The 22,004-nt window shown below is 68.1% G+C and carries 16 protein-coding genes; 12 read left to right on the top strand and 4 right to left on the bottom strand.

Translation table 11 applies throughout. The features are described 5' to 3' along the window. Nucleotides 1-91: 91 nt before the first annotated feature. Nucleotides 92-2,302, bottom strand: coding sequence for a DNA topoisomerase (locus ACWPXE_RS16585; protein ID WP_454018694.1), 2,211 nt, complete (start codon nucleotides 2,300-2,302; stop codon nucleotides 92-94). A gap of 45 nt (nucleotides 2,303-2,347) precedes the next feature. Here ACWPXE_RS16585 and ACWPXE_RS16580 point away from each other — a divergent pair, with 45 nt between their 5' ends. From ACWPXE_RS16580 to ACWPXE_RS16545, 8 genes are all read left to right on the top strand, one after another. Next, nucleotides 2,348-3,133, top strand: coding sequence for a trypsin-like serine peptidase (locus ACWPXE_RS16580; RefSeq protein ID WP_454018693.1), 786 nt, complete (start codon nucleotides 2,348-2,350; stop codon nucleotides 3,131-3,133). Nucleotides 3,134-3,245: 112 nt separating this feature from the next. Beyond that, complete coding sequence (locus ACWPXE_RS16575; protein ID WP_014240903.1) at nucleotides 3,246-3,593, top strand: RidA family protein; 348 nt, start codon at nucleotides 3,246-3,248, stop codon at nucleotides 3,591-3,593. Between the two features lie 229 nt (nucleotides 3,594-3,822). After that, complete coding sequence (gene fusA / locus ACWPXE_RS16570; protein WP_237903246.1) at nucleotides 3,823-5,967, top strand: elongation factor G; 2,145 nt, start codon at nucleotides 3,823-3,825, stop codon at nucleotides 5,965-5,967. A gap of 283 nt (nucleotides 5,968-6,250) precedes the next feature. Further along, the gene (locus tag ACWPXE_RS16565) at nucleotides 6,251-6,712 is read left to right on the top strand and encodes a tetratricopeptide repeat protein (protein ID WP_454018692.1); all 462 of its coding nucleotides are present in this window, start codon (nucleotides 6,251-6,253) and stop codon (nucleotides 6,710-6,712) included. A 122-nt stretch (nucleotides 6,713-6,834) separates the two neighbouring features. Continuing rightward, nucleotides 6,835-8,406 carry a DegQ family serine endoprotease gene (locus tag ACWPXE_RS16560; RefSeq protein WP_454018691.1) on the top strand — a complete coding sequence of 524 codons (1,572 nt, stop codon included), beginning with the start codon at nucleotides 6,835-6,837 and terminating at the stop codon, nucleotides 8,404-8,406. A 193-nt stretch (nucleotides 8,407-8,599) separates the two neighbouring features. After that, the gene (locus ACWPXE_RS16555) at nucleotides 8,600-9,277 is read left to right on the top strand and encodes a winged helix-turn-helix domain-containing protein (protein WP_035674886.1); all 678 of its coding nucleotides are present in this window, start codon (nucleotides 8,600-8,602) and stop codon (nucleotides 9,275-9,277) included. A gap of 31 nt (nucleotides 9,278-9,308) precedes the next feature. Further along, the gene (locus tag ACWPXE_RS16550; RefSeq protein ID WP_454018690.1) at nucleotides 9,309-10,706 is read left to right on the top strand and encodes a HAMP domain-containing sensor histidine kinase; all 1,398 of its coding nucleotides are present in this window, start codon (nucleotides 9,309-9,311) and stop codon (nucleotides 10,704-10,706) included. Between the two features lie 226 nt (nucleotides 10,707-10,932). After that, nucleotides 10,933-12,015, top strand: coding sequence for an AI-2E family transporter (locus ACWPXE_RS16545; protein ID WP_454018689.1), 1,083 nt, complete (start codon nucleotides 10,933-10,935; stop codon nucleotides 12,013-12,015). 21 nt (nucleotides 12,016-12,036) lie between these two features. Here ACWPXE_RS16545 and ACWPXE_RS16540 read toward each other — a convergent pair whose 3' ends face one another. Next, complete coding sequence (locus ACWPXE_RS16540) at nucleotides 12,037-13,578, bottom strand: MDR family MFS transporter (RefSeq protein WP_454018688.1); 1,542 nt, start codon at nucleotides 13,576-13,578, stop codon at nucleotides 12,037-12,039. A gap of 129 nt (nucleotides 13,579-13,707) precedes the next feature. On the opposite strand from ACWPXE_RS16540, the gene ACWPXE_RS16535 reads away from it, so the two are divergent. The 3 genes from ACWPXE_RS16535 (at nucleotide 13,708) to ACWPXE_RS16525 (ending at nucleotide 15,388) form a co-directional block, all read left to right on the top strand. Further along, nucleotides 13,708-14,298: an ABC transporter ATP-binding protein gene (locus tag ACWPXE_RS16535; protein WP_454018687.1), complete on the top strand. Its 591-nt coding sequence runs from the start codon at nucleotides 13,708-13,710 to the stop codon at nucleotides 14,296-14,298. A gap of 4 nt (nucleotides 14,299-14,302) precedes the next feature. Continuing rightward, nucleotides 14,303-15,106 (top strand): ABC transporter permease, encoded by an 804-nt coding sequence (locus ACWPXE_RS16530; RefSeq protein ID WP_237903253.1) that lies wholly within the window; start codon nucleotides 14,303-14,305, stop codon nucleotides 15,104-15,106. A 69-nt stretch (nucleotides 15,107-15,175) separates the two neighbouring features. Continuing rightward, nucleotides 15,176-15,388 (top strand): hypothetical protein, encoded by a 213-nt coding sequence (locus tag ACWPXE_RS16525; protein ID WP_014240891.1) that lies wholly within the window; start codon nucleotides 15,176-15,178, stop codon nucleotides 15,386-15,388. A gap of 102 nt (nucleotides 15,389-15,490) precedes the next feature. Here ACWPXE_RS16525 and ACWPXE_RS16520 read toward each other — a convergent pair whose 3' ends face one another. Together ACWPXE_RS16520 and ACWPXE_RS16515 are read right to left on the bottom strand one after the other, a co-directional pair. Continuing rightward, on the bottom strand, nucleotides 15,491-18,037 hold the full coding sequence (locus tag ACWPXE_RS16520; RefSeq protein WP_454018686.1) for a PAS domain-containing hybrid sensor histidine kinase/response regulator: 2,547 nt from the start codon (nucleotides 18,035-18,037) through the stop codon (nucleotides 15,491-15,493). Then, nucleotides 18,034-21,090: a chemotaxis protein CheB gene (locus ACWPXE_RS16515; protein WP_454018685.1), complete on the bottom strand. Its 3,057-nt coding sequence runs from the start codon at nucleotides 21,088-21,090 to the stop codon at nucleotides 18,034-18,036. Before ACWPXE_RS16515 ends, ACWPXE_RS16520 begins: the two co-directional genes overlap by 4 nt. A 645-nt stretch (nucleotides 21,091-21,735) precedes the next feature. Here ACWPXE_RS16515 and ACWPXE_RS16510 point away from each other — a divergent pair. Continuing rightward, on the top strand, nucleotides 21,736-21,981 hold the full coding sequence (locus tag ACWPXE_RS16510) for a hypothetical protein (RefSeq protein WP_041811141.1): 246 nt from the start codon (nucleotides 21,736-21,738) through the stop codon (nucleotides 21,979-21,981). Nucleotides 21,982-22,004: the final 23 nt, after the last annotated feature.

Raw genomic sequence — 22,004 nt, 5'->3', positions numbered from 1 at the left:
GCGTGATTCGGGCGGTTTGTGGGAAGTCTTGCCCCCTCCCTAACCCTCCCCTGCGGCAGCGGGGAGGGCCGGGGTGGGGGCAATCAGGCGCTCAGCGCGCGTGCTGGTCCAGGAACTGGCGGCAGGAATCGAAGTCCTGGAGCACCGTGTCCGACAGCTCTACACCCTTGCGGTCGGCGAGGCTGCGGGCGAAGGCGACCATCTTGTCCGTCGGGGCCTTGCGCCGTGCGCCGCTCGACGGTGCGGCGGCGACCGGAGCGATCGAGTCGGGAACCTCCGGCGCGGCCTTCGCCTTGCGGTTGCGCCGGGGCGTCTTCGGCGCTTCGCCGTCCATGCCGACGGCAGCGACCGCCGTCTTGCGGATGCGCGTGCGCGGTGCGGCACCGGCGGCGCGCGTGCTGGCGGAGCGGCGGCGGCCGGCGCCCCGTCCGGCGCGGATCGGACCGCTGCGCACGCCGAGATCCACCGTCGGCCCTTGGTTGCCGACCAGAACGCCGATCAGCCGCCCGGCCTCGTTGGCGATGCCGTCGATGACGCTGCGGAAATCGGCGCGTCCGACCACCACCTCGTCCAGCCGCATCTCCCACAGGGCGGTGGTGCCGGGATCGACGAGGGTGGGGGCGGCGCCGCGCAGAGTCTCGAACAGCTGCAGCCCGGCGGAGGTGGGCACCAGCCACTTGCCGTCGGCGCCCAGCAGGTTCTGCCGCCGCAGGCCCTTGATGATCTCGGCGCGGGTGGCAGGGGTGCCGATGCCCTTGGCTTCCTTCAGCCGGTCGCGCAGCGCCGGGTCCTCGACGAAGCGCCAAGCGTTCTGCATGGCGTCGACCAGTGTGCCCTCGTTGTAGCGCGGCGGCGCCTGGGTCCGTTTGGCCTCCACCCGAGGCTCGGACAGGCGGGCCGGCTCGCCGTCGGTCAGAGGGGGGAGGGTCTGCTCCTCCTCCTTCTCGTCGGGCTTGCCGTCCGTCTCGGCGGAGCCGAAGGCCGCCTTCCAGCCGAGTTTCAGGGGGATGCGCCCGACCGCCCGGAAAACCACCGGCTTGCCGTCGACGGGCACGTTCATCAGGACGGTGGTCTGCCGGTACTCGTAGTCGGGCATGACGGCGGCGAGGTAGGAGCGGCAGATCAGCGCGTAGAGCCGCTTCTCGTCATCGGTCAGGCGGCTCAGCCGGCTTTCCAGATCATCCAGCACGTTGACGTTGGGCACGATGGCGTGGTGCGACACGCCCTCCAGGGCCTTGTCACAGAAATGGCCGGACTTGCCGCGGCGGATCACCGGGCGGGACAGGTCGAGATGGGCGAAGCCGCGCAGCCGGGTCAGCGCCCCGGTGATCGCCGGGACGTCGGCGATCTGGTTCTCCGACAGGTAGCGCGCCTCGGCGCGCGGGTAGGTGATGAGCTTTTTGCCCTCGCCGTCGTAAAGCTCCTGCGCGACCTCCAGCGTGCGGTCGGCGGTCCAGCCCCAGCGCTGGCCGCAGGTTTTCTGCAGAGCGGGCAGGTCGTAGAGCTTCGGCGGAGCCTGCCGCCGATCCTCCACCGTCACCGACAGGGGGCCGCCATAGCCGTCCGCGGCGCGGGCGATGGCCTCGGCGCGGGCGCGGTCCTTGATGCGGTCCTTCGGCGGCGGAGCGTGGCGCATCAGGAAGGAGCCGGCGGCGGCGGTGGCCGTCGCCACGACCTCGAAATAATCCTCGGGCTTGAAGTTGCGGATTTCCAGCTCGCGCAGGCAGACGATGGACAGGGTCGGCGTCTTCACCCGCCCGATGCCGATCACCCCACGCGTCCCCGGCGCCAGCAGCGTCTTGGTCGCCGTGCGGGTCAGGGACAGGTTGAATATCTGGTCGGCCTGCTGGCGCGCCACCGCCGCCTCGTAGAGCGGGCGAAGCTCGTTGTTCGGCTTCAGCTTGGCGAAGGCGTCGCGGATCGTCTTGGGGTCCTGGGCGGTGAACAGGGCGCGCTGCACCCGCCCGCGGAAGCCCAGATGCTCCAGGATCTCCTGCCCGATCAACTGCCCCTCGCGGTCGCAGTCGGTGGCGAGGATGACCTGGTCGCAGCCCTTCAGCGCCGCCTTGATGGCCGCCAGCTTCGCCGTTTTGTTACCGCCACTGTCCGGCCGGGTCGGGTAGAGTCCGTCCGGCTTCAGCAGGGTGGGCGACCAGCGCTTCCAGTCGGGGTTGACCTCGTCCGGCTCGGCCAGCCGCAGCAGATGCCCCTCGGCCGGCAGGATGCGCCCGTAGCGATCCCCCAGCGCGGCGCGCAGGTCCTTTGCCTGACTGGTTTTTTCCGTGATGATGAGCGTGGCCATGGCCGCCATGGTAAGACGAACATGAAAACGTATCAAGAACACTTGATGGCTCTTCTGAGCGGATTCCTGATTGCGGTGCCGCTCCTCGCAGCCGCACTCCCTGCCACGGCTCAGAACCCGCTGCTGCCGGGGATCGGGGCGAAGGACCGGCGGGTGGTGGTGGACGCCACGCACGCACCGTGGAACAGCCTCGTCAAGGTGCAGAGCAATCTCGGCGCCCGCTGCACCGGCGTGCTGGTGGCACCGCGCCGGGTGGTCACCGCCGCCCATTGCCTGCTGAACCGGGCGCAGCGCTTCCTGCCGGCCTCCTCGCTGCACGTGCTGTTCGGCTACGAGCGCGGGGAGTACCGGCAGCACCGCGCCGTCGCCGCGCTGGAAACCGGCGGCCCCTACGACAAGGAGCGGCGGCTCGACGGGCTGGTCGGCGACTGGGCGGTGCTGACGCTGGACGGCGACGCGCCGGAGGGGATGCCGCCGCTGCCGCTCGCCCGGGTCCCGCCGGACGCCGGCACGCCGCTGATGCTGGGCGGCTACAGCCAGGACCGGGCGCACCTCGTCACCGCCGACACCGGCTGCGCCGCGCGCGGCATCAACGACACCGACCGCGGGCCGCTGCTCGTCCACGACTGCGACGGGACGCGCGGGGTGAGCGGAGCGGCGCTGCTGGTGCGTACGCACAGCGGGGATGGGGGCGCGGACGGGGCGGGGGAGGGCGGGGCGGTCGCCGGCATCGCGGTGGCCGCGGTCAGCGGACCCAATCCCCGCAACATCGCCGTGCCGAGCGCCGCTTTCGTGGCCGCGGTGGAAGGAAATACGCCTTCTTTGCGGTGATGCACGGGCGCGGGGCAGCTTTGAGCGGTGGCGCCTCATTTTTTGCTAGGCCCTTGGACGTGAATCGCATAGACGTACGCGCGTTCAAGACCCCGTAACCGGAGCCGTACCGATGTCGATCCAGCGCTTCCATTCCGGACCGCGCATGAGCCAGATGGTCATCCACAAGGACACGGTCTATCTGGCCGGCCAGGTGGCCAACGATCCGACTCCGGACGTGGAGACGCAGACCCGCCAGATCCTGGGCCAGATCGACGCCCTGCTGGCCGAGGGCGGCTCCGACAAGAGCAAGCTGCTGTCCGCCACCATCTATCTGACGGACATGTCCACCTTCGGCGCGATGAACAAAGCGTGGGAAGCCTGGGTCGATACGGCCAACCCGCCCGCCCGCGCCACCGTGGAAGCGAAGCTTGCCGCGCCGGAGTATCTCGTTGAAATTCAGGTGACGGCGGCCAAATAAGCTGCCTAACGGGGCGACCCGGCTCCCTCGGTTGGGGTTTGCCGGCGTGGCCCACCAGACTGTGAGGGCCGCGTGCTTCGAAAAAATCCGGAAGGCTTGACCTTCCGGATTTACAGAACGTTAATCACGCCTTAACAGATCATCCGTAAAACCCCGACCAACCTCTGCCGCCGGAGCGGACGACCGTCGTTGCGCTTCGATAGCTGCGTTACAGTAATGGATTCGCAACATGCCGCGCCAAACGCCTCTTTCTGACATCCGGAACATCGGCATCATCGCCCACGTCGATGCCGGCAAGACGACGACCACCGAGCGCATCCTGTACTACACCGGTCGTAAGCACACGATCATCGACGTGCACGAGACGAAGGACCTGAAGTCCTCGACGACGACCGACTACATGGAGCAGGAGCAGAAGCGCGGCATCACGATTCAGTCGGCTGCCGTCTCGGCCTTCTGGCGCAACAAGAAGATCAACGTCATCGACACCCCGGGCCACGTGGACTTCACCATCGAGGTGAACCGCTCGCTCCGCGTGCTCGACGGCGCGGTCGTCGTGTTCGACGGCGTGGCCGGCGTTGAGCCGCAGTCCGAGACCAACTGGCGCCTCGCGGACAACTACAACGTTCCGCGCATCTGCTACGTCAACAAGATGGATCGTTCGGGTGCGAACTTCCAGCGTTGCGTCGGCATGATCAAGAGCCGCCTGAACGCCCGCCCGGTCTGCATCCAGGTTCCGCTGGGTTCGGAAGACAACTTCCGCGGCATGGTCGACCTGATCGAGATGAAGGCGTACGTCTGGTTCTCGGACGACAAGGACGCCAAGTGGGAAATCTGGGAGATCACCGACGATCTGGCCAGCAAGCTCAACCTGACCGTCAAGGAAGACCTGGACAACATCGCCAGCATCCCGTCCCTGCGCGCCGAGCTGGTCGACACCGCGCTCGAGATGGACGACGCGGCGATGGAAGCCTACCTGGAGTCGGGTGAGGAGCCGTCGGCCGAGGTGCTGCGCGCCTGCCTGCGCAAGGGCACGATCACCAGCACCTTCACCCCGGTCCTCTGCGGCTCGTCCTACAAGAACAAGGGCGTCTGCCAGGTTCTGGACGCGGTCGTCGACCTGCTGCCGGCCCCGACCGACGTCGAGGCCATCAAGACGGTGGACGAGGACGGCAACCCGAACGGCGAGCGTCTCAGCTCCGACGACGCGCCCTTCGCGGCGCTGGCCTTCAAGGTGCTGAACGACACCTACGGCTCGCTGACCTTCGTGCGCGTCTATTCGGGCGTGCTGACCAAGGGCATGTCGGTCCTGAACACCACCCGCGGCAAGCGCGAGAAGATCGGCCGCATGGTCGAGATGTTCGCCGCCCAGGCCAACCCGATCGAGGAAGCCCGCGCCGGCGACATCATCGCGCTCGTCTCCCTGCAGGAGACGGACACCGGTGACACGCTCTGCGACGCCGCCCACCCGGTGATCCTGGAGCGCATGCGCTTCCCCGACCCCGTCATCAGCGTCTCGGTCGAGCCGAAGACCAAGGGCGAGCAGGAGAAGTTCTCCATCGCGCTCGGCAAGATGGTCCGCGCGGACCCGTCGCTGCGTCTGGAGACCGACCGTGAAACCGGCCAGACCATCCTGCGCGGCATGGGCGAGCTGCACCTGGAAGTGACGCTGGACCGTCTGCGCACGGAGTTCGGCGTGGAAGGCAACATGGGCAAGCCCCAGGTCGCCTACCGCGAGACGATCACCAAGCCGGTCGAGTACACCTACACCCACAAGAAGCAGACCGGTGGTTCGGGCCAGTTCGCCGAAGTCAAGATCGTCTTCGAGCCGCTGGAGCGTGGCGAGGGCTTCGTGTTCAAGGACGAGACGGTCGGTGGCACGGTGCCGCGCGAATACGTCCCGTCGGTCGCGAAGGGCCTGGAAATGCAGAAGGAAGAGGGCGTGCTCGCCTCCTATCCGACTGTGGACTTCCGCGCCCGCCTGGTGGACGGCAAGTACCACGACGTCGACTCGAACGCCCTGACGTTCGAAATCGCCGCCAAGGCCTGCTTCCGTGAAGCCCTCAAGCAGGCCGGTCCGATCCTGCTCGAGCCGGTTATGAAGGTCGAGGTCGTCACCCCGGACGATTACCTGGGCGACGTCATCGGCGACGTGAACCGCCGCCGTGGCACGGTGCTGGGCCAGCTCGAGCGTGGCACCAACATCGCCGTGGAGGCCCATGTGCCGCTGAACGAGATGTTCGGCTACATCGGCCAGCTCCGCGGCATGACCTCGGGCCGCGCGTCCTACTCGATGGAGTTCAGCCACTACGAGCCGGTGCCGCGCAACGTCACCGACGAGATCGTGGCGGGCCGCAGCAACAAGGCCGCCTGATAACGGGCTGCTGCTTTCAGGAGAAGGGGCCGGCGAAGCGATTCGCCGGCCCTTTTTCTTTATTCAGCGGGAACTTTGCCGGGACCACCCCGGCGGGATGAGGGATTCTTCTTGCGGCGATACCACTTTCAGATCAGTGTTGCTGGTAAGTGACGCATCCCAGTTTTTGGGAATGACCCAGCGAATCTTCTTGCCCGTGGCCTTCCTGGCCCTCCTGATTCTCGGCGCTACCGGCCCCGGTTCACGGGCCTGGGCAGGGCAGGAGGATGCGCGACTCGGTGGCTTGTTCCAGGATCTGCAGACCGCCGGCGATGCGGTCGCAGCGGAGGCGGTCGAGGACCGCATCTGGGACGTCTGGCTGGAGCATCCGAGCGATGACCTCATCGTGCTGATGCACCACGGCGTGCAGAGTCTGAACGCCGACCGCTACGGCGACGCTCTGGCCGCCTTCGATCAGGTGGTCGCCGCCGACCCGACCTACGCCGAGGGTTGGAACAAGCGGGCCAACGCCGAATACATGCTGGGCGATTACGATGCCGCGGTGCGCGACATCCGCCGGGTGCTGGCACTGGAGCCGCGGCACTTCGGGGCGCTGGCCGGGCTGGGCCTCGTCTACCTCGCCATTGACCAGCCGGCGGGCGCGTTGCGCGCCTTCGACGCGGCGCTTGCCATCAATCCGCACCTCGACCGCGTCCGCCAGCAGGCCGCCAACATCCGCCTGCGCATCGCCGGATCGGCGCTGTAATCGTGACGTGACTTAATATTCCCTCCCTGAAAAACTTTTAATCCCCCTGCAAGCCCCCCGTGACTCGGCGCCCGCTACTTTGAGGGCAACGAACAACGCATGCCAGTCACGGAGAGCAATCGATGTCCACCCCCGCCAACGCCGGACGCGCCCCGCGGTCGAGCCGGGTGCGGCGAACCATCGCCGCCGTCCTCCTCGGCACCACGGTGCTGACCGGTCCGTTCCTGATCGCCAACCAGTCCACCGCCGCGGCCGCCGAAAGCGCCCTGACGCAGAACATGCTGTCCCAAAACGCACCGGGCAGCTTCGCCGATCTGGCGGCCAAGGTGTCGCCCGCGGTGGTGAACGTCTCCACCACCCAACAGGCCAAGGCCGAGCGCGGCAACCCGCGCATGCCCGGCTTCCCGCCGGGGTCGCCCTTCGAGGAGTTCTTCCGCCAGTTCCAGGACCAGTTCGGCCAGAATGGCGGCCCCGGCGACGACGACCAGTCCGAGGGTCCCTCCGAGGGGCAGCCGCGCGGCAAGGTCGGCTCGCTCGGCTCCGGCTTCATCATCGACGCGGCCGGCTATGTGGTGACCAACAACCACGTCATCGACGGCGCCGACGAGATCAAGGTCACGCTTCAGGACGGAACGGAGCTGCCCGCCACGCTGGTCGGGCGCGACGCCAAGACCGACATCGCCCTTCTGAAGGTGAAGTCCGACCAGGCGCTGCCCGCGCTGGACTGGGGCGACAGCGACGCCGCCCGCGTCGGCGACTGGGTGATGGCCGTCGGCAACCCCTTCGGGCTGGGCGGCACGGTCACCAAGGGCATCATCTCGGCCCGCGGGCGCGACATCCACAGCGGCCCCTATGACGACTATCTTCAGCTCGACGCCGCCATCAACCGCGGCAACTCAGGCGGCCCGACTTTCACTCTGGACGGGCGGGTGATCGGCATCAACACCGCCATCTATTCGCCCAACGGCGGCTCGGTCGGCATCGGCTTCGCCATCCCCTCCAACATCGCCAAGCAGGTCGTTGCCCAGCTCAAGGAAAACGGCCATGTCGAGCGCGGCTGGCTGGGCGTGAAGATCCAGGAGATCTCGCCGGAGATCGCCGAGTCGGTCGGCCTGTCCCAGACCAAGGGCGCCCTGGTCGCCGAGGTGACCCCGGACAGCCCCGCGGCCAAGGCCGGCGTGCGCCAGGGCGACGTGATCCTGGCCTATGGCGGCAAGCCGGTGAACACGCTGCGCGACCTGACCCGCCGGGTGGCCGACACCAAGGCCGGCGACACGGTGGACATGACCGTGGTCCGCAAGGGCAAGGAAACGACCCTGACCGCCCACATCGCGCCGCTACCCGCCGAACAGCGCATGGCCGCCGCGGAAGGGACCGGCCCCGCCGCCGAGAGCGCGGTGGAGACCGTCAACGGGCTGAAGCTGGCCCCGCTCGATGGTGCCGCCCGCAGCCGCCTCGGCCTGGGCGAGGGCGTCAAGGGCGTGATCGTCACCGCGGTGTCGCCGCAGGCCGGTGATCTGCCCGTCCGTCCGGGCGACGTGATCGTCAAGGTCGGCGACCACAGCGTGACCTCCCCCGCGGAGGTGACCAAGAGCCTGCACGAGGCCGAGAAGGATGGCCGCAAGGCGGTCCTGCTGCTGGTCAACCGCGGCGGCAACGAGAGTTTCGTCCCGCTGAAGCTCGGCAAGGCGTGATGCCGGAAAACACCGGCGATCCTCATCCCCTCCAACGATGGGGGGCCGGTGTGACGGGGTGGAGGGTGTCTGTCGTGCGAGCCCCCGCCGCGCGGACACTCTCCCCCTTCGTTTCGTTCGGCCCTTTCCCCTCTCCGCAGGGGCGAGGGCATTCACCTTTGGCCTCGCGGAAGGATGCGGTAGACTCATGCTCATGAAAGTCCTCGTCATCGAAGACGACCAGCAGGCCGCCTCCTACCTGGCCAAGGGGCTGAAAGAGGCCGGTCATGTCGTGGACGCCGCCAACGACGGCAAGGAGGGGCTGTTCCTGGCCGGCTCCGAGCATTACGACGTCATGATCGTGGACCGCATGCTGCCGGGCCGCGACGGGCTGTCGCTGGTCGAGATCCTGCGCGCCACCGGCAACGACACGCCGGTGCTGTTCCTCTCCGCGCTTGGCAGCGTCGATGACCGGGTGAAGGGGCTGAAGGCCGGCGGCGACGATTACCTGACCAAGCCCTTCGCCTTCTCCGAGTTGCTCGCCCGGATCGAGGTGCTGGTGCGCCGCCGCAGCGCCGCCCAGCCACAGACCCGTCTGGCGGTCGCCGATCTGGAACTGGACCTGCTGTCGCGCACCGTCCGGCGGGCCGGCAAGTCCATCGATCTGCTGCCGCGGGAATTCGCTCTGCTGGAGTATCTGATGCGCAACGCCGGCAGCGTGGTGACCCGCACCATGATGCTGGAGAATGTGTGGGACTATCACTTCGACCCGCAGACCAACGTCATCGACGTGCACATCGCCCGCCTGCGCCAGAAGATCGACAAGGATTTCCCGACGCCGCTGATCCACACGGTGCGCGGCGCCGGCTACAGCCTGCGAGCGCCGCAATGATGGTGGCGGCCATGGTGGCCAGCGGGGGAGCGTGAAGGCGGCGATTCCCACCCTGCGGCTTCTGCGCACGACGCCGTTCCGGCTGGCCCTGCTGTATCTGGGCCTGTTCATCATTTCGGTCGGGGTGATCCTGGCCGTCGTCTACCGCTCCACCGCGGGCTTCCTGGAGGAGGAGATCGGCGCCACCATCGCGCTGGAGGTCGCCGGGCTTCAGGACCAGTACCGCAGCGCCGGCCTGCGCGGGCTGGTCGATTCCGTGCGCGAGCGCAGCGGTTATTCGCACACCAATTCCATCTATCTGCTGACCACGCCGGGCGGCGTCATCCTGGCCGGCAACCTGTCGGGCTGGCCCGACGCGACGCCGGAGCCGGGCGGCTGGACCCATTTCAAGATTTCCGACTATGGCGGGGTGAACAACCGGCCCTCCACCGCGATGGCGGTCAGCTTCGTCCTGCCCGGCCAGTTCCGCCTGCTGGTGGGCCGCGACATGAGCGAGCTGGACCAGCTCCGCGGGCGTATGGTCGTGTCGCTGCGCTGGGTCTTCCTGGTGACGGTGGTGCTGGGGCTCGGCGGTGGCCTGCTGCTGGCGCGCGGCGCCATGCACCGGATCGAGGCGATCAACCGCACCACCCACCGCATCATGGCCGGCGACCTGTCGGGCCGGGTGCCGCGCGGCGGCGGCGGCGACGAGATCGACCGGCTGGCCGGCAATCTGAACGCCATGCTGGACCAGATCGAGCGGCTGATGACCGGCATGCGGCAGGTGACCGAAAGCGTGGCGCACGACCTGCGCACGCCGCTGTCGCGCCTGCGCTCCCGCGTCGAGCTGGCCTTGATCCGCGAGACCGACGACCCGGAGGTCTACCGCGGCGTGCTGCAGGACACCATCCTGGAGGCCGACCGTCTGCTCGCCACCTTCACCGCGCTGCTGTCCATCGCCGAGGCCGAATCCGGTGCCAACCGCAAGGCGCTGGAACCGGTGCGTCTGGCGGACGTGGTCCGGCTGGCCGCCGACCTCTACGAACCGGTGGCGGAGGAGAAGAGCCTGACCCTGGTCACCGACATCCGGGCCGAGCCGACCGTGCGCGGGAACGAGCAACTGCTGGCCCAGGCGGTGTCGAACCTGCTGGACAACGCCATCAAATACACGCCGGAAGGCGGGCGCATCACTCTGCTGCTGGAGGGCGCCGGGCCGGGGCAGGCCGCTCGTGTCACCGTGGCGGACAACGGCCCCGGCATTCCGCCGGAGATGCGGGAAAAGGTGCTGGAGCGCTTCGTCCGGCTCGATACCGCGCGGGCCTCGCCGGGGAACGGGCTGGGGCTCAGCCTCGTGGAGGCGGTGGCGCGGCTGCACGACGCGGCGCTGCGGCTGGAGGACAACGAACCGGGCTTGAAGGTCGGCATCGTCTTCCCGCCGGACGCCGGTTGAGAATCTCCACAAGAAAAGAGCCCGCCGTCTCCGGCGGGCTTTTGAGGTGACATCAGCGAGAATGACTCCTTGGCGTCAGACATGATATGGGGCGCCAACCGTCCGCGCGCATTCGGATAAGCGTATTAGCACGAAGGTGCTAGAGGGCTGGCGGTGCAACAGTTTCCTGCGGGCGGCGTTTGTCCATCGGACCGGCATGCCGGTGGCAACACGGCGGGAAGAAACGATGGACGCGACCAGACAGGTTCCCCTTCATGCCTCTGCGCAAGCTGGGGAGCCGGCAACCGCCGGGCGGAACACCGCGACCGAACTGAAGCTGTTCACCTGGAAGATGCTGATCGCCGCCGGCGTGGTGGGAACGCTGTTCCTGGCTTGGCAGGTGGCCGACGCGCTGTTGCTGGTCTTCGCCGGCGTGCTTCTGGCGATCCTTTTCCAGCGCATCGCCGGGCTGGTGCGGCGCTTCACGGGGCTGCCGCAGGGGTGGTCGCTCGGCGTCGTGCTGCTGCTTCTGGCGGTGCTTCTGATCGGCGGCGGCGTCCTGATGGGCCAGTCGGTGGTCAGCCAGTTCGACCAGTTCTCCCAGCAGATCAGCGGGGCCGTGCAGCAGCTTCCCAGCTCGCTGCGTGACCAGATCATGAAGCAGGGGCAGGACGCCTCCTCATGGCTGAACCGGCTGCAGACGGTCGCGTCCAGCGTGATGTTCTTCCTGGGCGATCTGGTGGTGGTGATGTTCACGGCCATCTATCTCGCGGCCTCGCCCGGCGTCTACCAGCGCGGCGTCATCCTGCTGGTGCCGCCCCGCGGCCACGAGCGGGCGCGGGAGGTGCTGGACGTGATGGGGGACTCGCTGTGGAAGTGGCTGATCGGGCAGCTTTCGGCCATGGCCATCGTCGGCGTTCTGACCACCGCGGGCCTGCTGCTGCTGGGCATCCCGAGCGCTCCGGCGCTGGGCCTGCTGGCAGCCCTCCTGGAATTCGTTCCGCTGATCGGCCCGTTCCTGGCGGCGGTTCCGGCGATCCTCATCGCCTTCGCCCAGTCGCCGCAGGAGGCGCTGTGGGTGGCGCTGCTCTACCTGTCGATCCAGCAGGTCGAGGGCAACGTCGTCATGCCGTTGATGCAGAAGAAGGTGGTGGACCTGCCCCCCGTCATCACCATTGCGGCCATCGCGGCGGGGGGCGTGCTGTTCGGGCTGATGGGCATGTTCCTGGCGACGCCCTTCGCGGTGGTGATGCTGGTGCTGGTCAACATGCTCTACATCGAGGACAAGCTGGGCGAGGGGCGGCACTTCCCCAGCGAGGACAAGGCGTAGGGCGGCGCCTGACCCCAGCCCTCAGGCAACCTCCGCCCCGGCCTTGGCGGCGTCGGCGGCGGAGCGCAGGGGAAGCTCCTTCAGGAACAGGGTCAGCACGAAGGACACCACCGCCAGCCCGGCGGCCAGCAGGAACAGCGTGGAGAAGCCATGCTCGAACACCGACTGGGCGGCGGCACGGGCGGCGGGGGCCAGATTGGCCAGGGCGGACGGGCCGCGCTCCATCACCTCGCGCCCGCTGATGCCGGGCAGGCCGGCGGCGTTCAGCCGGGCCTCGACGTCGGCGGCGAAGACCGCGCCGAACACCGCCACCCCGACCGACCCGCCGAGCGAGCGGAAGAAGCCGACCGAGGCCGTGGCCGCACCCAGGTCGCGCCGGTCCACCGCGTTCTGCACGGCGACCGTCATCACCGGCATGACCAGCCCCAGCCCGATGCCCAGCGGCACCAGGATCAGCGTGGACCACAGCCCGCTTTCCGACACCGTCGGCGACAGGCCGAGCGCCAGATACATCACCGCCGCCAGCGCCAGCCCGGCCAGCGGGAAGACCTTGTAGCGGCCGGACTTGGAGATCAGCCGCCCGCCGCCCCCGGCGCCCAGCACCATGCCCAGCACCATCGGCAGCAGCAGGAAGCCCGACGTGGTGGCGCTGGTTCCGGCGACGAGCTGCGAGCGCAGCGGCAGATAGACGATGCCGGCGAACAGCACCATGGCCGACACCGCGACCACCGGGTTGGCGACGGCCACCACCGGCTCGCGGAACAGGTGGAGCGGCAGGATCGGCTCCTCCACCCGCCGCTCGTGCCACAGGAAGACCCCGAGCATCATGAGGCCCAGGACGCACAGGCCGAGGATCGTCGGGGAGGTCCAGGGCAGGGCGACCCCGGCGCGCGACACCACGAACAGCAGCGAGGTCACCGTGCCCATCAGCAGCGCCGCCCCCAGATAGTCGATGGTCGGCTTCGCCCGTCCCGCCGGCAGGCGGTCGAGCGCCCGGCTGGTCATCAGCAGCGCCGCCGCCCCCAGCGGCAGGTTGATGAGGAAGATCCAGTGCCAGCTCAGCCGTTCCGTGAAAATGCCGCCCAGCAGCGGTCCGGCCACGCTGGACAGGGCGAAGATGCCGCCGATGTAGCCCTGGTAGCGCCCGCGCTCCCGCGGGGCCACCACGTCGCCGATGATGGTGAAGGCCAGCGCCATCAGGCCGCCGCCGCCCAGTCCCTGGATGCCGCGGAACAGGATGAGCTGCCCCATGCTCTGCGCCAGCGCGCACAGCACCGACCCGAACAGGAACAGGAAGATCGCCACCTGGAGCACCCGCTTGCGCCCGTAGAGGTCGCTCAGCTTGCCGTAGATCGGCGTGGTCGAGGTCGAGGCCAGCAGATAGGCGGTGACCACCCAGGGGAGGTTTTCCAGACTTCCCAGGTCGTGGGCCATGGTCGGCAGGGCCGTCGCGACGATGGTCTGGTCCATCGCCGCCATCAGCATGGCGAGCGCCACCCCGCTGAACACCCGCATGATCTCGCGGTGGGTGAAGACGGCGTGGTCGTTGGAGGCGTCGGTCATGGTCTCGGTTCAGGCCGGAATGAGCGGTGGGGCGTACCATAGCCCTCGAGACGTTCCGCGCAAGGACTCCGCCATGAATGGCTGCTAATCTCCCCTTCCACCTTCCGGAATAGTCGCCGTAACCCCTGCATGCTGACCGTGCGCAACCTGTCCACGACCGTGCTGAAGCCCGCCAGTTTCCAGGTGGAGGCCGGCGAGTGCGTTGCCGTTCAGGGGAAATCCGGATCGGGGAAATCCGTGCTGTTGCGTGCCCTGGCCGACCTCGACCCGTCGACCGGGGAGGTGCGGCTGAACGGCGATCTTCGGGAGGACATGCCCGCTCCGCTCTGGCGCCGCCGGGTGACCTACGTCGCCGCCGAGTCGGGCTGGTGGGAGGATCGGGTGGGTGACCATTTCGCGCGGCCGGACCGCGCCGTGGCGCTCGCCGGGGCACTGGGCCTGCCGGCAGAGGTCATGGACTGGCCGGTCGCCCGCCTGTCCACGGGGGAGCGGCAGCGGCTGGCGCTGGTCCGCGCGCTGATCCAGGGGCCGGAGATGCTTCTGCTCGACGAGCCGACCGGACCGCTGGATGCCGAGGCGACGGAGCGGGTGGAAGCTTTGCTGCGCGGCGAACTGGCCCGCGGGGCCGGGGTGCTGATCGTCACCCATGCGCCGGAGCAGGCCGTTCGCCTTGCCCGGCGGCATCTGCATGTCGCGGACGGTGTGGTGACGGAGGGGTAGGGCGATGCTGGTGACGCTGCATTACACCGACCTCGCCGCAGCGGCGCTGCTGCTGCTGGTCAACGGCGGCCTGTCCTTGGCGCTGGATCTGGGGCTGGCGCGGCCGCTGCTGGTGGCGGCGCTGCGGATGGTGGTCCAACTGTCCTTGGTCGGGCTGGTGCTGACCCGGCTGTTCGCCCTGGAATCGCCCTGGCTGACCTTGGGGGCGGCGCTGGTCATGCTACTGTTCGCCGGCCAGGAGACGATGGCCCGGCAGGAGCGGCGGCTGGCTGGCTGGTGGTCCTACGGCATCGGCACCGGGGCGATGGGGACGGCGGCGGGGATCGTCCTGCTGCTCGGCCTGTCCACCGCGGTGCGGCCCGACCCCTGGTGGGACGCGCGCTACGCCATTCCGATGCTGGGGATGGTGCTGGGCAACGCGATGAGCGGGGTGGGGCTGGCCCTCCACACCCTGACCGCGACGGCGGCGCGGGAGCGGTCGGCCATCGAGGCGCAGCTCGCGCTCGGCCATACCCGCTGGACGGCGCTGCGGCCCATCCTGCGCCACGCGCTGCGCACCGCGCTGATGCCGACGATCAACAGCATGGCGGCTATGGGGGTGGTGGCCCTGCCCGGCATGATGACCGGCCAGATCCTCTCCGGCGTCGACCCGGGCGAGGCGGTGAAGTACCAGATCCTCATCATGTTCCTGATCTCCGGCGCGACCGGTCTGGGCGTCCTGGCGGCGTCTCTGGCGACGGTGCGGCGGCTCAGCGACCGCCGGCACCGGCTGCGGCTCGACCGGCTGGTGCGGCGGAAGCAAGCGTAAGGAACCCGGACGGGACCGCCACCGTTGAACACCGATTGGTGTTCACCAACGACGGTGGGGGAGCGGGTCATGGCGCACATCGTGGAAATCCGGAACGGCGCGATCATCGGCAACGACGAGGCCACCGACGAGTATCTGCCCGTCGGAACCCACATCGCCCAGGCCGATGGTTTCTATGTGAGCTTCGGCATGGATGTGGAGGGCCCCTACGCCCGCAACGAGGCCGAGGAGCGGCTGAACCACCTGAAGCGCGCCACCCAGGCGGATCTGGAGCGTCCGTAAGTCTGCTGTCTTTGCCCCCTCCCTAACCCTCCTCCGCTGACGCAGGGGAGGGCCGGGGTGGGGGCAATGTCCTCGAACTACATCGCCTCCGTCTCCACGGAACTACGTCGCCTCTGCCTCCACGTCGCGGTGCTCCAGGCTGGCGCGCACGGTGCGGCGCAGGTCGTCGGGCTGGATGGGTTTGTGCAGCAGGGCGCATTGCGCGCCGGCGGCCTCGCGCAGCCGGTCGGAGGAGGTGTCGCCGGTCAGCAGCACCCCCGGCAGGTCGGGTCCGAAGCGGCGGCGCAGCGTGTCCATCAGCATCAGCCCGGTGTCGCCGTCCGGCAGGCGGTAGTCGGTGAGCACCAGATCGGGCACCAGCGCTCCGTCCACCAGTTCCAGCGCTTCCGCCACCGATCCGGCCTCGGTCACCCGGTAGCCCCAGCCGTCCAGCATCAGGGCCAGCGCCATGCGGATCACCGCGTCGTCCTCGACCAGCAGGACGGAGGCGTCGCCGTCCGCCTCGCCACTGCCCGCGGCGGAGGCGTCCGGTGAATCGCCGCAGTGCCGCTGGTCGAGAATGGCCCCCGACGGAAGGGTGATGGCGAAGCAAGAGCCCTTGCCCGGCGCCGAGGTCACCTCGATGGTGCCGCCCAGCATATGGACGAGGCGCCGCGCAATGCTGAGCCCCATGCCCAGCCCCTCCCGCCGGTCGCGGGCGACGTTGCCGATCTGGTAGAAGTCCTGGAAGATGCGGTCGAGCTGGTTCTCCGGAATGCCGATGCCGGTGTCCCACACCTCGAACCGCAGGGCTCCGTTGCGCCGCCGCGCCCCGAACAGCACCCGGCCCTGCCGCGTGTAGCGGATGGCGTTGGTCAGCAGATTGCGCAGCACGCGCTCCAGCAGACCGCCGTCGGTGCAGGCGCTCAGCCGCACCGGCACGGTGCGCAGCGTCAGCCCGGAAGAGGCGGCAACCGCCTGGAACTCCCCGTGCAGCCGCTCCATGATCGATCCCACCTCCACCGGAGCGGAGTGGGGGGTGACGAGACCGGCCTCCAGCTTGGAGATGTCGAGCAGGCAGTCGAGCAGTCCGCCGAGCGAGGCCACGGTGTCGCGGAGCTGGGTGGCGATGCGCCGCGCGTCCTCGGGGATCGGCTCCTTCAGCAGAAGCCCGGACAGCAGGGTCAGGGCCTGGGCCGGCTGGCGCAGGTCGTGGCTGGCCGCGGCCATGAAGCGTTCCTTGGCGTCCAGCGCCACGTTCAAGTCGCGCTCCATCGACTTGATGGCCGAGATGTCGGTGACGCTGGACACCACCGCCTCGGGCTGTCCGTCCACGCCCGGCACGGGGTGGCTGGAGACGCGCAGCCAACGGGTGGGGGCCGCCGCCTCGTCGCCCTCGGCGATGCCGACGATCTGTTCAATGACCGGCTTCCCGCTGTCCACCGCCTTGGCGGCGGGCGGCAGTCCGGTCAACCGGGCGCCGTCGGCGCCGATGAAGCGCCGCCGGGCCGCGCGGCCCGCGCGGTCGCCCGGCTTGCGGCTTTCGAAGGGGCGGGCGAGGGGATCGAGCAGCACGCCCGCTGGGCCGGCCATCAGCCGCTCCGCCATGGCGTTGGCGACCATCACCGTGCCGTCGCCCGAGCGCATCACCAGCCCTTCGGACAGGGACTGGACCAGCGTGCGGTGACGTCGCTCGCTCTCGGCCAGAGCCTGTTCCGCGGCGCGGCGGGCGGTCACGTCGCGGAAGGCCACCACCGCACCGCTGATCGCCCCGTTCTGAAGGATTGGGGAGACGGTCAGCTCCGCCACGAAATCGTCGGCGCCCTGGCGGCGCAGGCGTCCGTCGGTCACCTGCCGGACCAGCCCGTCGGCCAGCGACAGCGTCAGGGCGCGCCGGCCTTCCTCCTCGGCGTCGCCGCCGATCAGCGCGGCGAAGGAGCGGCCGACCAGTTCGCTGGCGCCGAATCCGGTCATCGACTGGGCCGCGGCGTTCACGAAGGTGATGGCGCCGCGCGCGTCCAGGCCGCAGATGCCGTCGGCCACCGCCTGCAGAATGTGGTGATAGGCGGCGCGGGTGCGCTCCGCCTCGTCGCGGGCGTTCTGAAGCTCGCCGACCCAGGCGTTGCGCTCCGTCACGTCGGTGATGGTCAGCAGGACGTCGCCCTTGTCGACACCGTCCGGCCCAGGTTCCAACTCGACGATCCGGGCGTCGGTCAACCCGTCGATGGCGCTGTGGGCGCCGACGAAGGCGTATTCCTGACGCGTCCATTGCCCGGAGTCGCGCAGACGGGCCAGCGCCGTGAACAGGCGCCCATGGTCCAGCGACTCCACCATCAGGGTCAGCGGGCGGCCCTTCAGCCGGCGCAACGGCAGGCCGAACTGCCGCTCCGCGGCGACGTTGGCCTCGCAGATGATGCCCGCGGCGTTGACGGTGAAGCAGGCCAGAGGCACCGACTGGAACAGCTGGAGATACTGGATGCGCGAGGCTTCCAGCGCCTGCTGTGCGGTGCGCAGCTCCTCGTTCTGGATCTCCAGCTCGGCCTGATGCACGTACAGTTCGTGCAGGACCTCCTTGAGCGTGGTCGCCGAGACCTCCGCCCCTTCGAAGCCGCCCGAGTTGAGAGCCTGTTCCGCGCGCTTGCGAAGCCGTTCGTTGCGGAAGCCGTTCACGCCGCGCCCCCGGCCACCGTGTCCCTTGTGTCCTTGTCGGGGAGCGCGCCCTGCCGGCGCTGGCCGTTCCGCCGTCCGCTCGCGCGCAGTTCCATCAGCTTGCGGTTGGTGATGTCGATGTGGCTGACCACCGCTCCCCCTGACAATCCGGCCAGACGGCAGGCGTGCATCATGAACCAGCGCTCCTCCTTGTCCGAATGACAAGGGTATTCGATGGTGAACTGCTCGATGTCGCCGGACAGGATCCGGCGCAGCCCGTCGTTCACGGCACGGGCGATGTCCTCGCCTTCGGTTCCTTCCTCGGCGTTGCAGACATCAAGATAATTGGTCCCCGGACCACAACGTTCCAGCGCCTGGGCGCCGTTCTTCTCGCCGAACGTGCGCCAGGCGTGGTTGACCATGGTGATGGCGCCGTCGGAATCGATCACCGCCACATGCTCCGGCAGGCTGTCCAGCACCGTCTGGAGCCGGTGCTCCGCCGCCTTGGCGGCGGTGACGTCCACGAAGGTGACGACCACCCCGGCCACTTGGTTCTTCTCGGTCAGATAGGGGAGGATCCGCGTCTGAAGCCAGCGGTCGCCGCGCACCGGGACGTGACGCTCAACCGGGGTGTGGTCGTGGAAGACCCGCTCGATGTCCTTGAGGAAATCCGGGTAGTCGATGTTGGTGGACAGGTGCGAGATCGACCGCCCGACGTCGCGCGGGATGATGTTGATGAAGCGCGCCGCCGCCGGGGTGAAGCGCCGGATCACCATGCCGCTGTCCAGGAAGACCGTGCCGATCTCGGTCGAGCGCAGCAGGTTGTCCAGGTCGTTGGTGACCTCCGTCAGCTCCTCCACCTTCGCCTGGTACTCGGCGTTGACGGAATACAGCTCCTCGTTGACGGATTGCAGCTCCTCGTTGGTGCTCTGCAATTCCTCGTTGGAGGCGAGAAGCTCCTCGTTGGTCGCCTGCAGTTCCTCGTTGGCGGTCTCCAACTCCTCAATGGTGGCCTGGAGGTTCTCGCCGCGCGACACCAGCTCCTGCTCCAGCCCGCGGATGCGTTCCGCGGTGTCGGTGTCGAAGTCGAAGTCGCTGTCCGGCAGGGCCAGCGCCGGGGCGCTGGGGTCGAGCACGATCAGCGCGAAGCGCCGGCCGGTCTTGCGCGCGACGAAGGGCTTCACGCGCAGGCTGACGGCGGGCAGCCCCTCGCGGTCCTTCACCGGGATGTTGGACAGGGCGAACTCCTCGCCGGAGCGGAAGGCCCGCGTCAGCGCGGTCCCCACCACCATGGAGACCGAGGAGGGCAGCAGCTTCAGCGCGTTCAGCGTGGCCTCGCCCGGCGGCACCTTCAGGATGGACGACGCCTCGCCAAACACATGCATGATGTTCATCTGCTCATTGACCAGCAGGCTGGGCGGCACATAGGCCCGCATCAGGGTCGAGATCGCCTCGTCGATGGCGGCCCCTTCCTCCTGCGCCTGCGACAAGGTCTCGTCGCCGTGGCGGTGCACCGGGGCGGCGACGGTGGGAACGAGCAGCCGCGACAGCCGGTGGGACCCGGTGCGCAGGCTTTGGAACAGCTTGTTCCGGCTGTCCAGGACGTGGAACTCGGCCGACAGGTCGCCCAGCGTCTCGCTGGTGCCGAGGAACAGGAAGCCGCTCTGCCGCAGCGCGTACTGGAACAGGCTGAGCACCTTCCGCTGAAGCGGCGAGTCCATGTAGATCAGCAGGTTCCGGCAGCTCACCAGATCGATCTTGGTGAAGGGCGGATCGCGCATGATGTTGTGGGCGGCGAAGACCACCATGCGGCGGATGTCGCGCGACACCAGATAATGGTCGCCGCGGGCGGTGAAGTAGCGGCTCAGCCGTTCGTGCGACACGTCCTCCGCGATGGAGCGCGGGTATTCGCCCAGGCTGGCGATCTCGATGCTGTCCTGGTCGATGTCGGTGGCGAAGATCTTGACGTCGAAGGACCGTCCCATCCGCTCCTGCGCCTCGGCGAAGAGGATGGCGATGGAATAGGCCTCTTCGCCGGTGGCGCAGCCGCAGACCCAGACGCGCACCATGTCGGTGGGGCTGCGCTTGGCCAGCAGGGTGGGGATCACCCGGTCGGCAAGGGAGGCGAAGGCGCCCTCGTCGCGGAAGAATCGGGTGACGCCGATCAGCATCTCCTTGTAGAGGCTGACCGTTTCGGCGCTGTTGCGGCGGAGCAGGGCGGCGTAGTCGCTCATCGAGTCGAGGCCGGCGGTGTGCATCCGCCGTTCGATCCGGCGCAGCAGGGTCGCCAGCTTGTAATGCGAGAAATCCACCCCGGTGACCGAGCGGATGGCCGCCACGATCTGCGCCAGCGGATCGTTGTCGCGGTCCTGCGGGCGGGGCGGGGCGGGCAGGGTTCGCGACAGCACCCCGCCGGCGTGTTCGATCAGGCAGCCCGGCAGTTTGTCCGGCGTCTGCACGGCGTCCACCTGCCCGGTGGCGATCGCGCTGCGCGGCATGCCGTCGAACTGTGCCGATTCGGGGTCCTGCGCCGCGGCGAAGCCGCCCGCCGACTTGATCGCCAGCAGGCCGCGGGTGCCGTCCGATCCGGTGCCGGACAGCACCACCCCCAGCGCCCGCGGCCCCTGGTCCATGGCGAGAGCGGTGAAGAAGATGTCGATGGGCAGGCTCATGCCCCCGGTCGTGTCCTTGGCGGTCAGGATCAGCCGCCCGTCCTCGATGGACAGATGCTTGGCGGGGGGCAGCAGATAGACGGTGTTGCGCTCCACCGCCATGCCGTCGGCGGCCTGCACCACCGACATGGCGGTGTGCTTGGCCAGCAGATCGACCATCAGGCTCTTGTGGACCGGCGAGAGATGCTGGACCACCACATAGGCGAGGTCGCTTTCCCCCGGCACATTGTCGAAGAAGCGCTGAAGCGCTTCCAACCCGCCGGCGGAGGCACCGATGCCGACGATGCAGCAGACCCGATCCCGGCTTTCCGGGTAGGGACCATAGACGGAGACCGTGTCCTCGCCCTCATCGGATGGCGTGGGGGCGTCGGTGATGGTGTGATCGTTGTCTTCTGGTTCCACGGAGCACTTCGGGTCTGCGGGAGTAAAGGACGGCCTACTGAATTATTTGCCGTCTGACCGTGACATTCAAACCCTTCCCTCGCGCGGTGCCTTTCCTTTTCCGTGCGCACCGGCGGTTTTGAAACGGCGAAGGGTTCAGCGGCTATATAGGAAGCGTCCATGCCAGTCAATCCGGACAATCTGTCCCTTGGGGAGCTGCATCGCGCCGGCATTCAAAAGATCAGGCGTGGGGCGGGGTGTGTTCTGTCCTTGACGTTACGCATATGACCAATGGATTTGAGGCGATGTGTTTAATAATCTTCAATTTCAGCTTCGGTGGGTCGCTGAATCGAGACTTTCGAATCTGCAGTGATTTTCCATATTCATTTCCTTTCAATGCCCTGAGAGCGATTGCGTGAATTCATTGAGTCCTGGCGTCTCGTTCCTTTTTCCCATCGCCGCGCTTCATGATGGGGTTGAAAGATAAAAATCGATGGGATTTGCCACCAGCGCACAGCTTACCCAGAAGGTATGATGTGATACGGGCACAACACTGTGCAGGATCTGTTGCCTCGTTCGCTTATGTCGCTTTACGCGATTGGCGCTTTGCGCAATCTTTAATCCGTAGCCACTAATCATGAGAAACGTAGGAAAGGAGTGCGCCAGATGGAGCGCGAGGACGAATGTGCTCTCGACCGATATATCGCGGCGATTCCGCTTAACCTGAGAGTAGTGGCCAGGGCTGCTTACGAGGAGCTGTCGAACAATCCCTTCCTGCCGGTCTTTTCCAAAGACGAAATCGCGCGGTTGGTCTGCTCGCCAGGATTTCAGAGTTACTTGGAGAGTGAGAACCGAACCAGCGCCGGTTCGCTGATGATGCTCTGTTCGGCGGGGTTTGCGACGCGCCATTGATGACGCACTTTTGACGAGGCGCA

This window comes from Azospirillum sp. Marseille-Q6669, from assembly GCF_965111635.1.
This window is presented reverse-complemented; position numbering and strand designations above follow the sequence as displayed.

Bases quoted from the DNA above. Each gene is read 5' to 3' on its own strand.
- ACWPXE_RS16525 (WP_014240891.1), top strand. From the start codon at position 15,176: ATGGCGCACATCGTGGAAATCCGGAACGGCGCGATCATCGGCAACGAC.
- ACWPXE_RS16575 (WP_014240903.1), top strand. From the start codon at position 3,246: ATGTCGATCCAGCGCTTCCATTCCGGACCGCGCATGAGCCAGATGGTC.
- ACWPXE_RS16540 (WP_454018688.1), bottom strand. From the start codon at position 13,578: ATGACCGACGCCTCCAACGACCACGCCGTCTTCACCCACCGCGAGATC.
- ACWPXE_RS16585 (WP_454018694.1), bottom strand. From the start codon at position 2,302: ATGGCCACGCTCATCATCACGGAAAAAACCAGTCAGGCAAAGGACCTG.
- ACWPXE_RS16545 (WP_454018689.1), top strand. From the start codon at position 10,933: ATGGACGCGACCAGACAGGTTCCCCTTCATGCCTCTGCGCAAGCTGGG.
- ACWPXE_RS16555 (WP_035674886.1), top strand. From the start codon at position 8,600: ATGAAAGTCCTCGTCATCGAAGACGACCAGCAGGCCGCCTCCTACCTG.
- ACWPXE_RS16560 (WP_454018691.1), top strand. From the start codon at position 6,835: ATGTCCACCCCCGCCAACGCCGGACGCGCCCCGCGGTCGAGCCGGGTG.
- ACWPXE_RS16535 (WP_454018687.1), top strand. From the start codon at position 13,708: ATGCTGACCGTGCGCAACCTGTCCACGACCGTGCTGAAGCCCGCCAGT.
- fusA (WP_237903246.1), top strand. From the start codon at position 3,823: ATGCCGCGCCAAACGCCTCTTTCTGACATCCGGAACATCGGCATCATC.
- ACWPXE_RS16510 (WP_041811141.1), top strand. From the start codon at position 21,736: ATGGAGCGCGAGGACGAATGTGCTCTCGACCGATATATCGCGGCGATT.
- ACWPXE_RS16530 (WP_237903253.1), top strand. From the start codon at position 14,303: ATGCTGGTGACGCTGCATTACACCGACCTCGCCGCAGCGGCGCTGCTG.
- ACWPXE_RS16580 (WP_454018693.1), top strand. From the start codon at position 2,348: ATGGCTCTTCTGAGCGGATTCCTGATTGCGGTGCCGCTCCTCGCAGCC.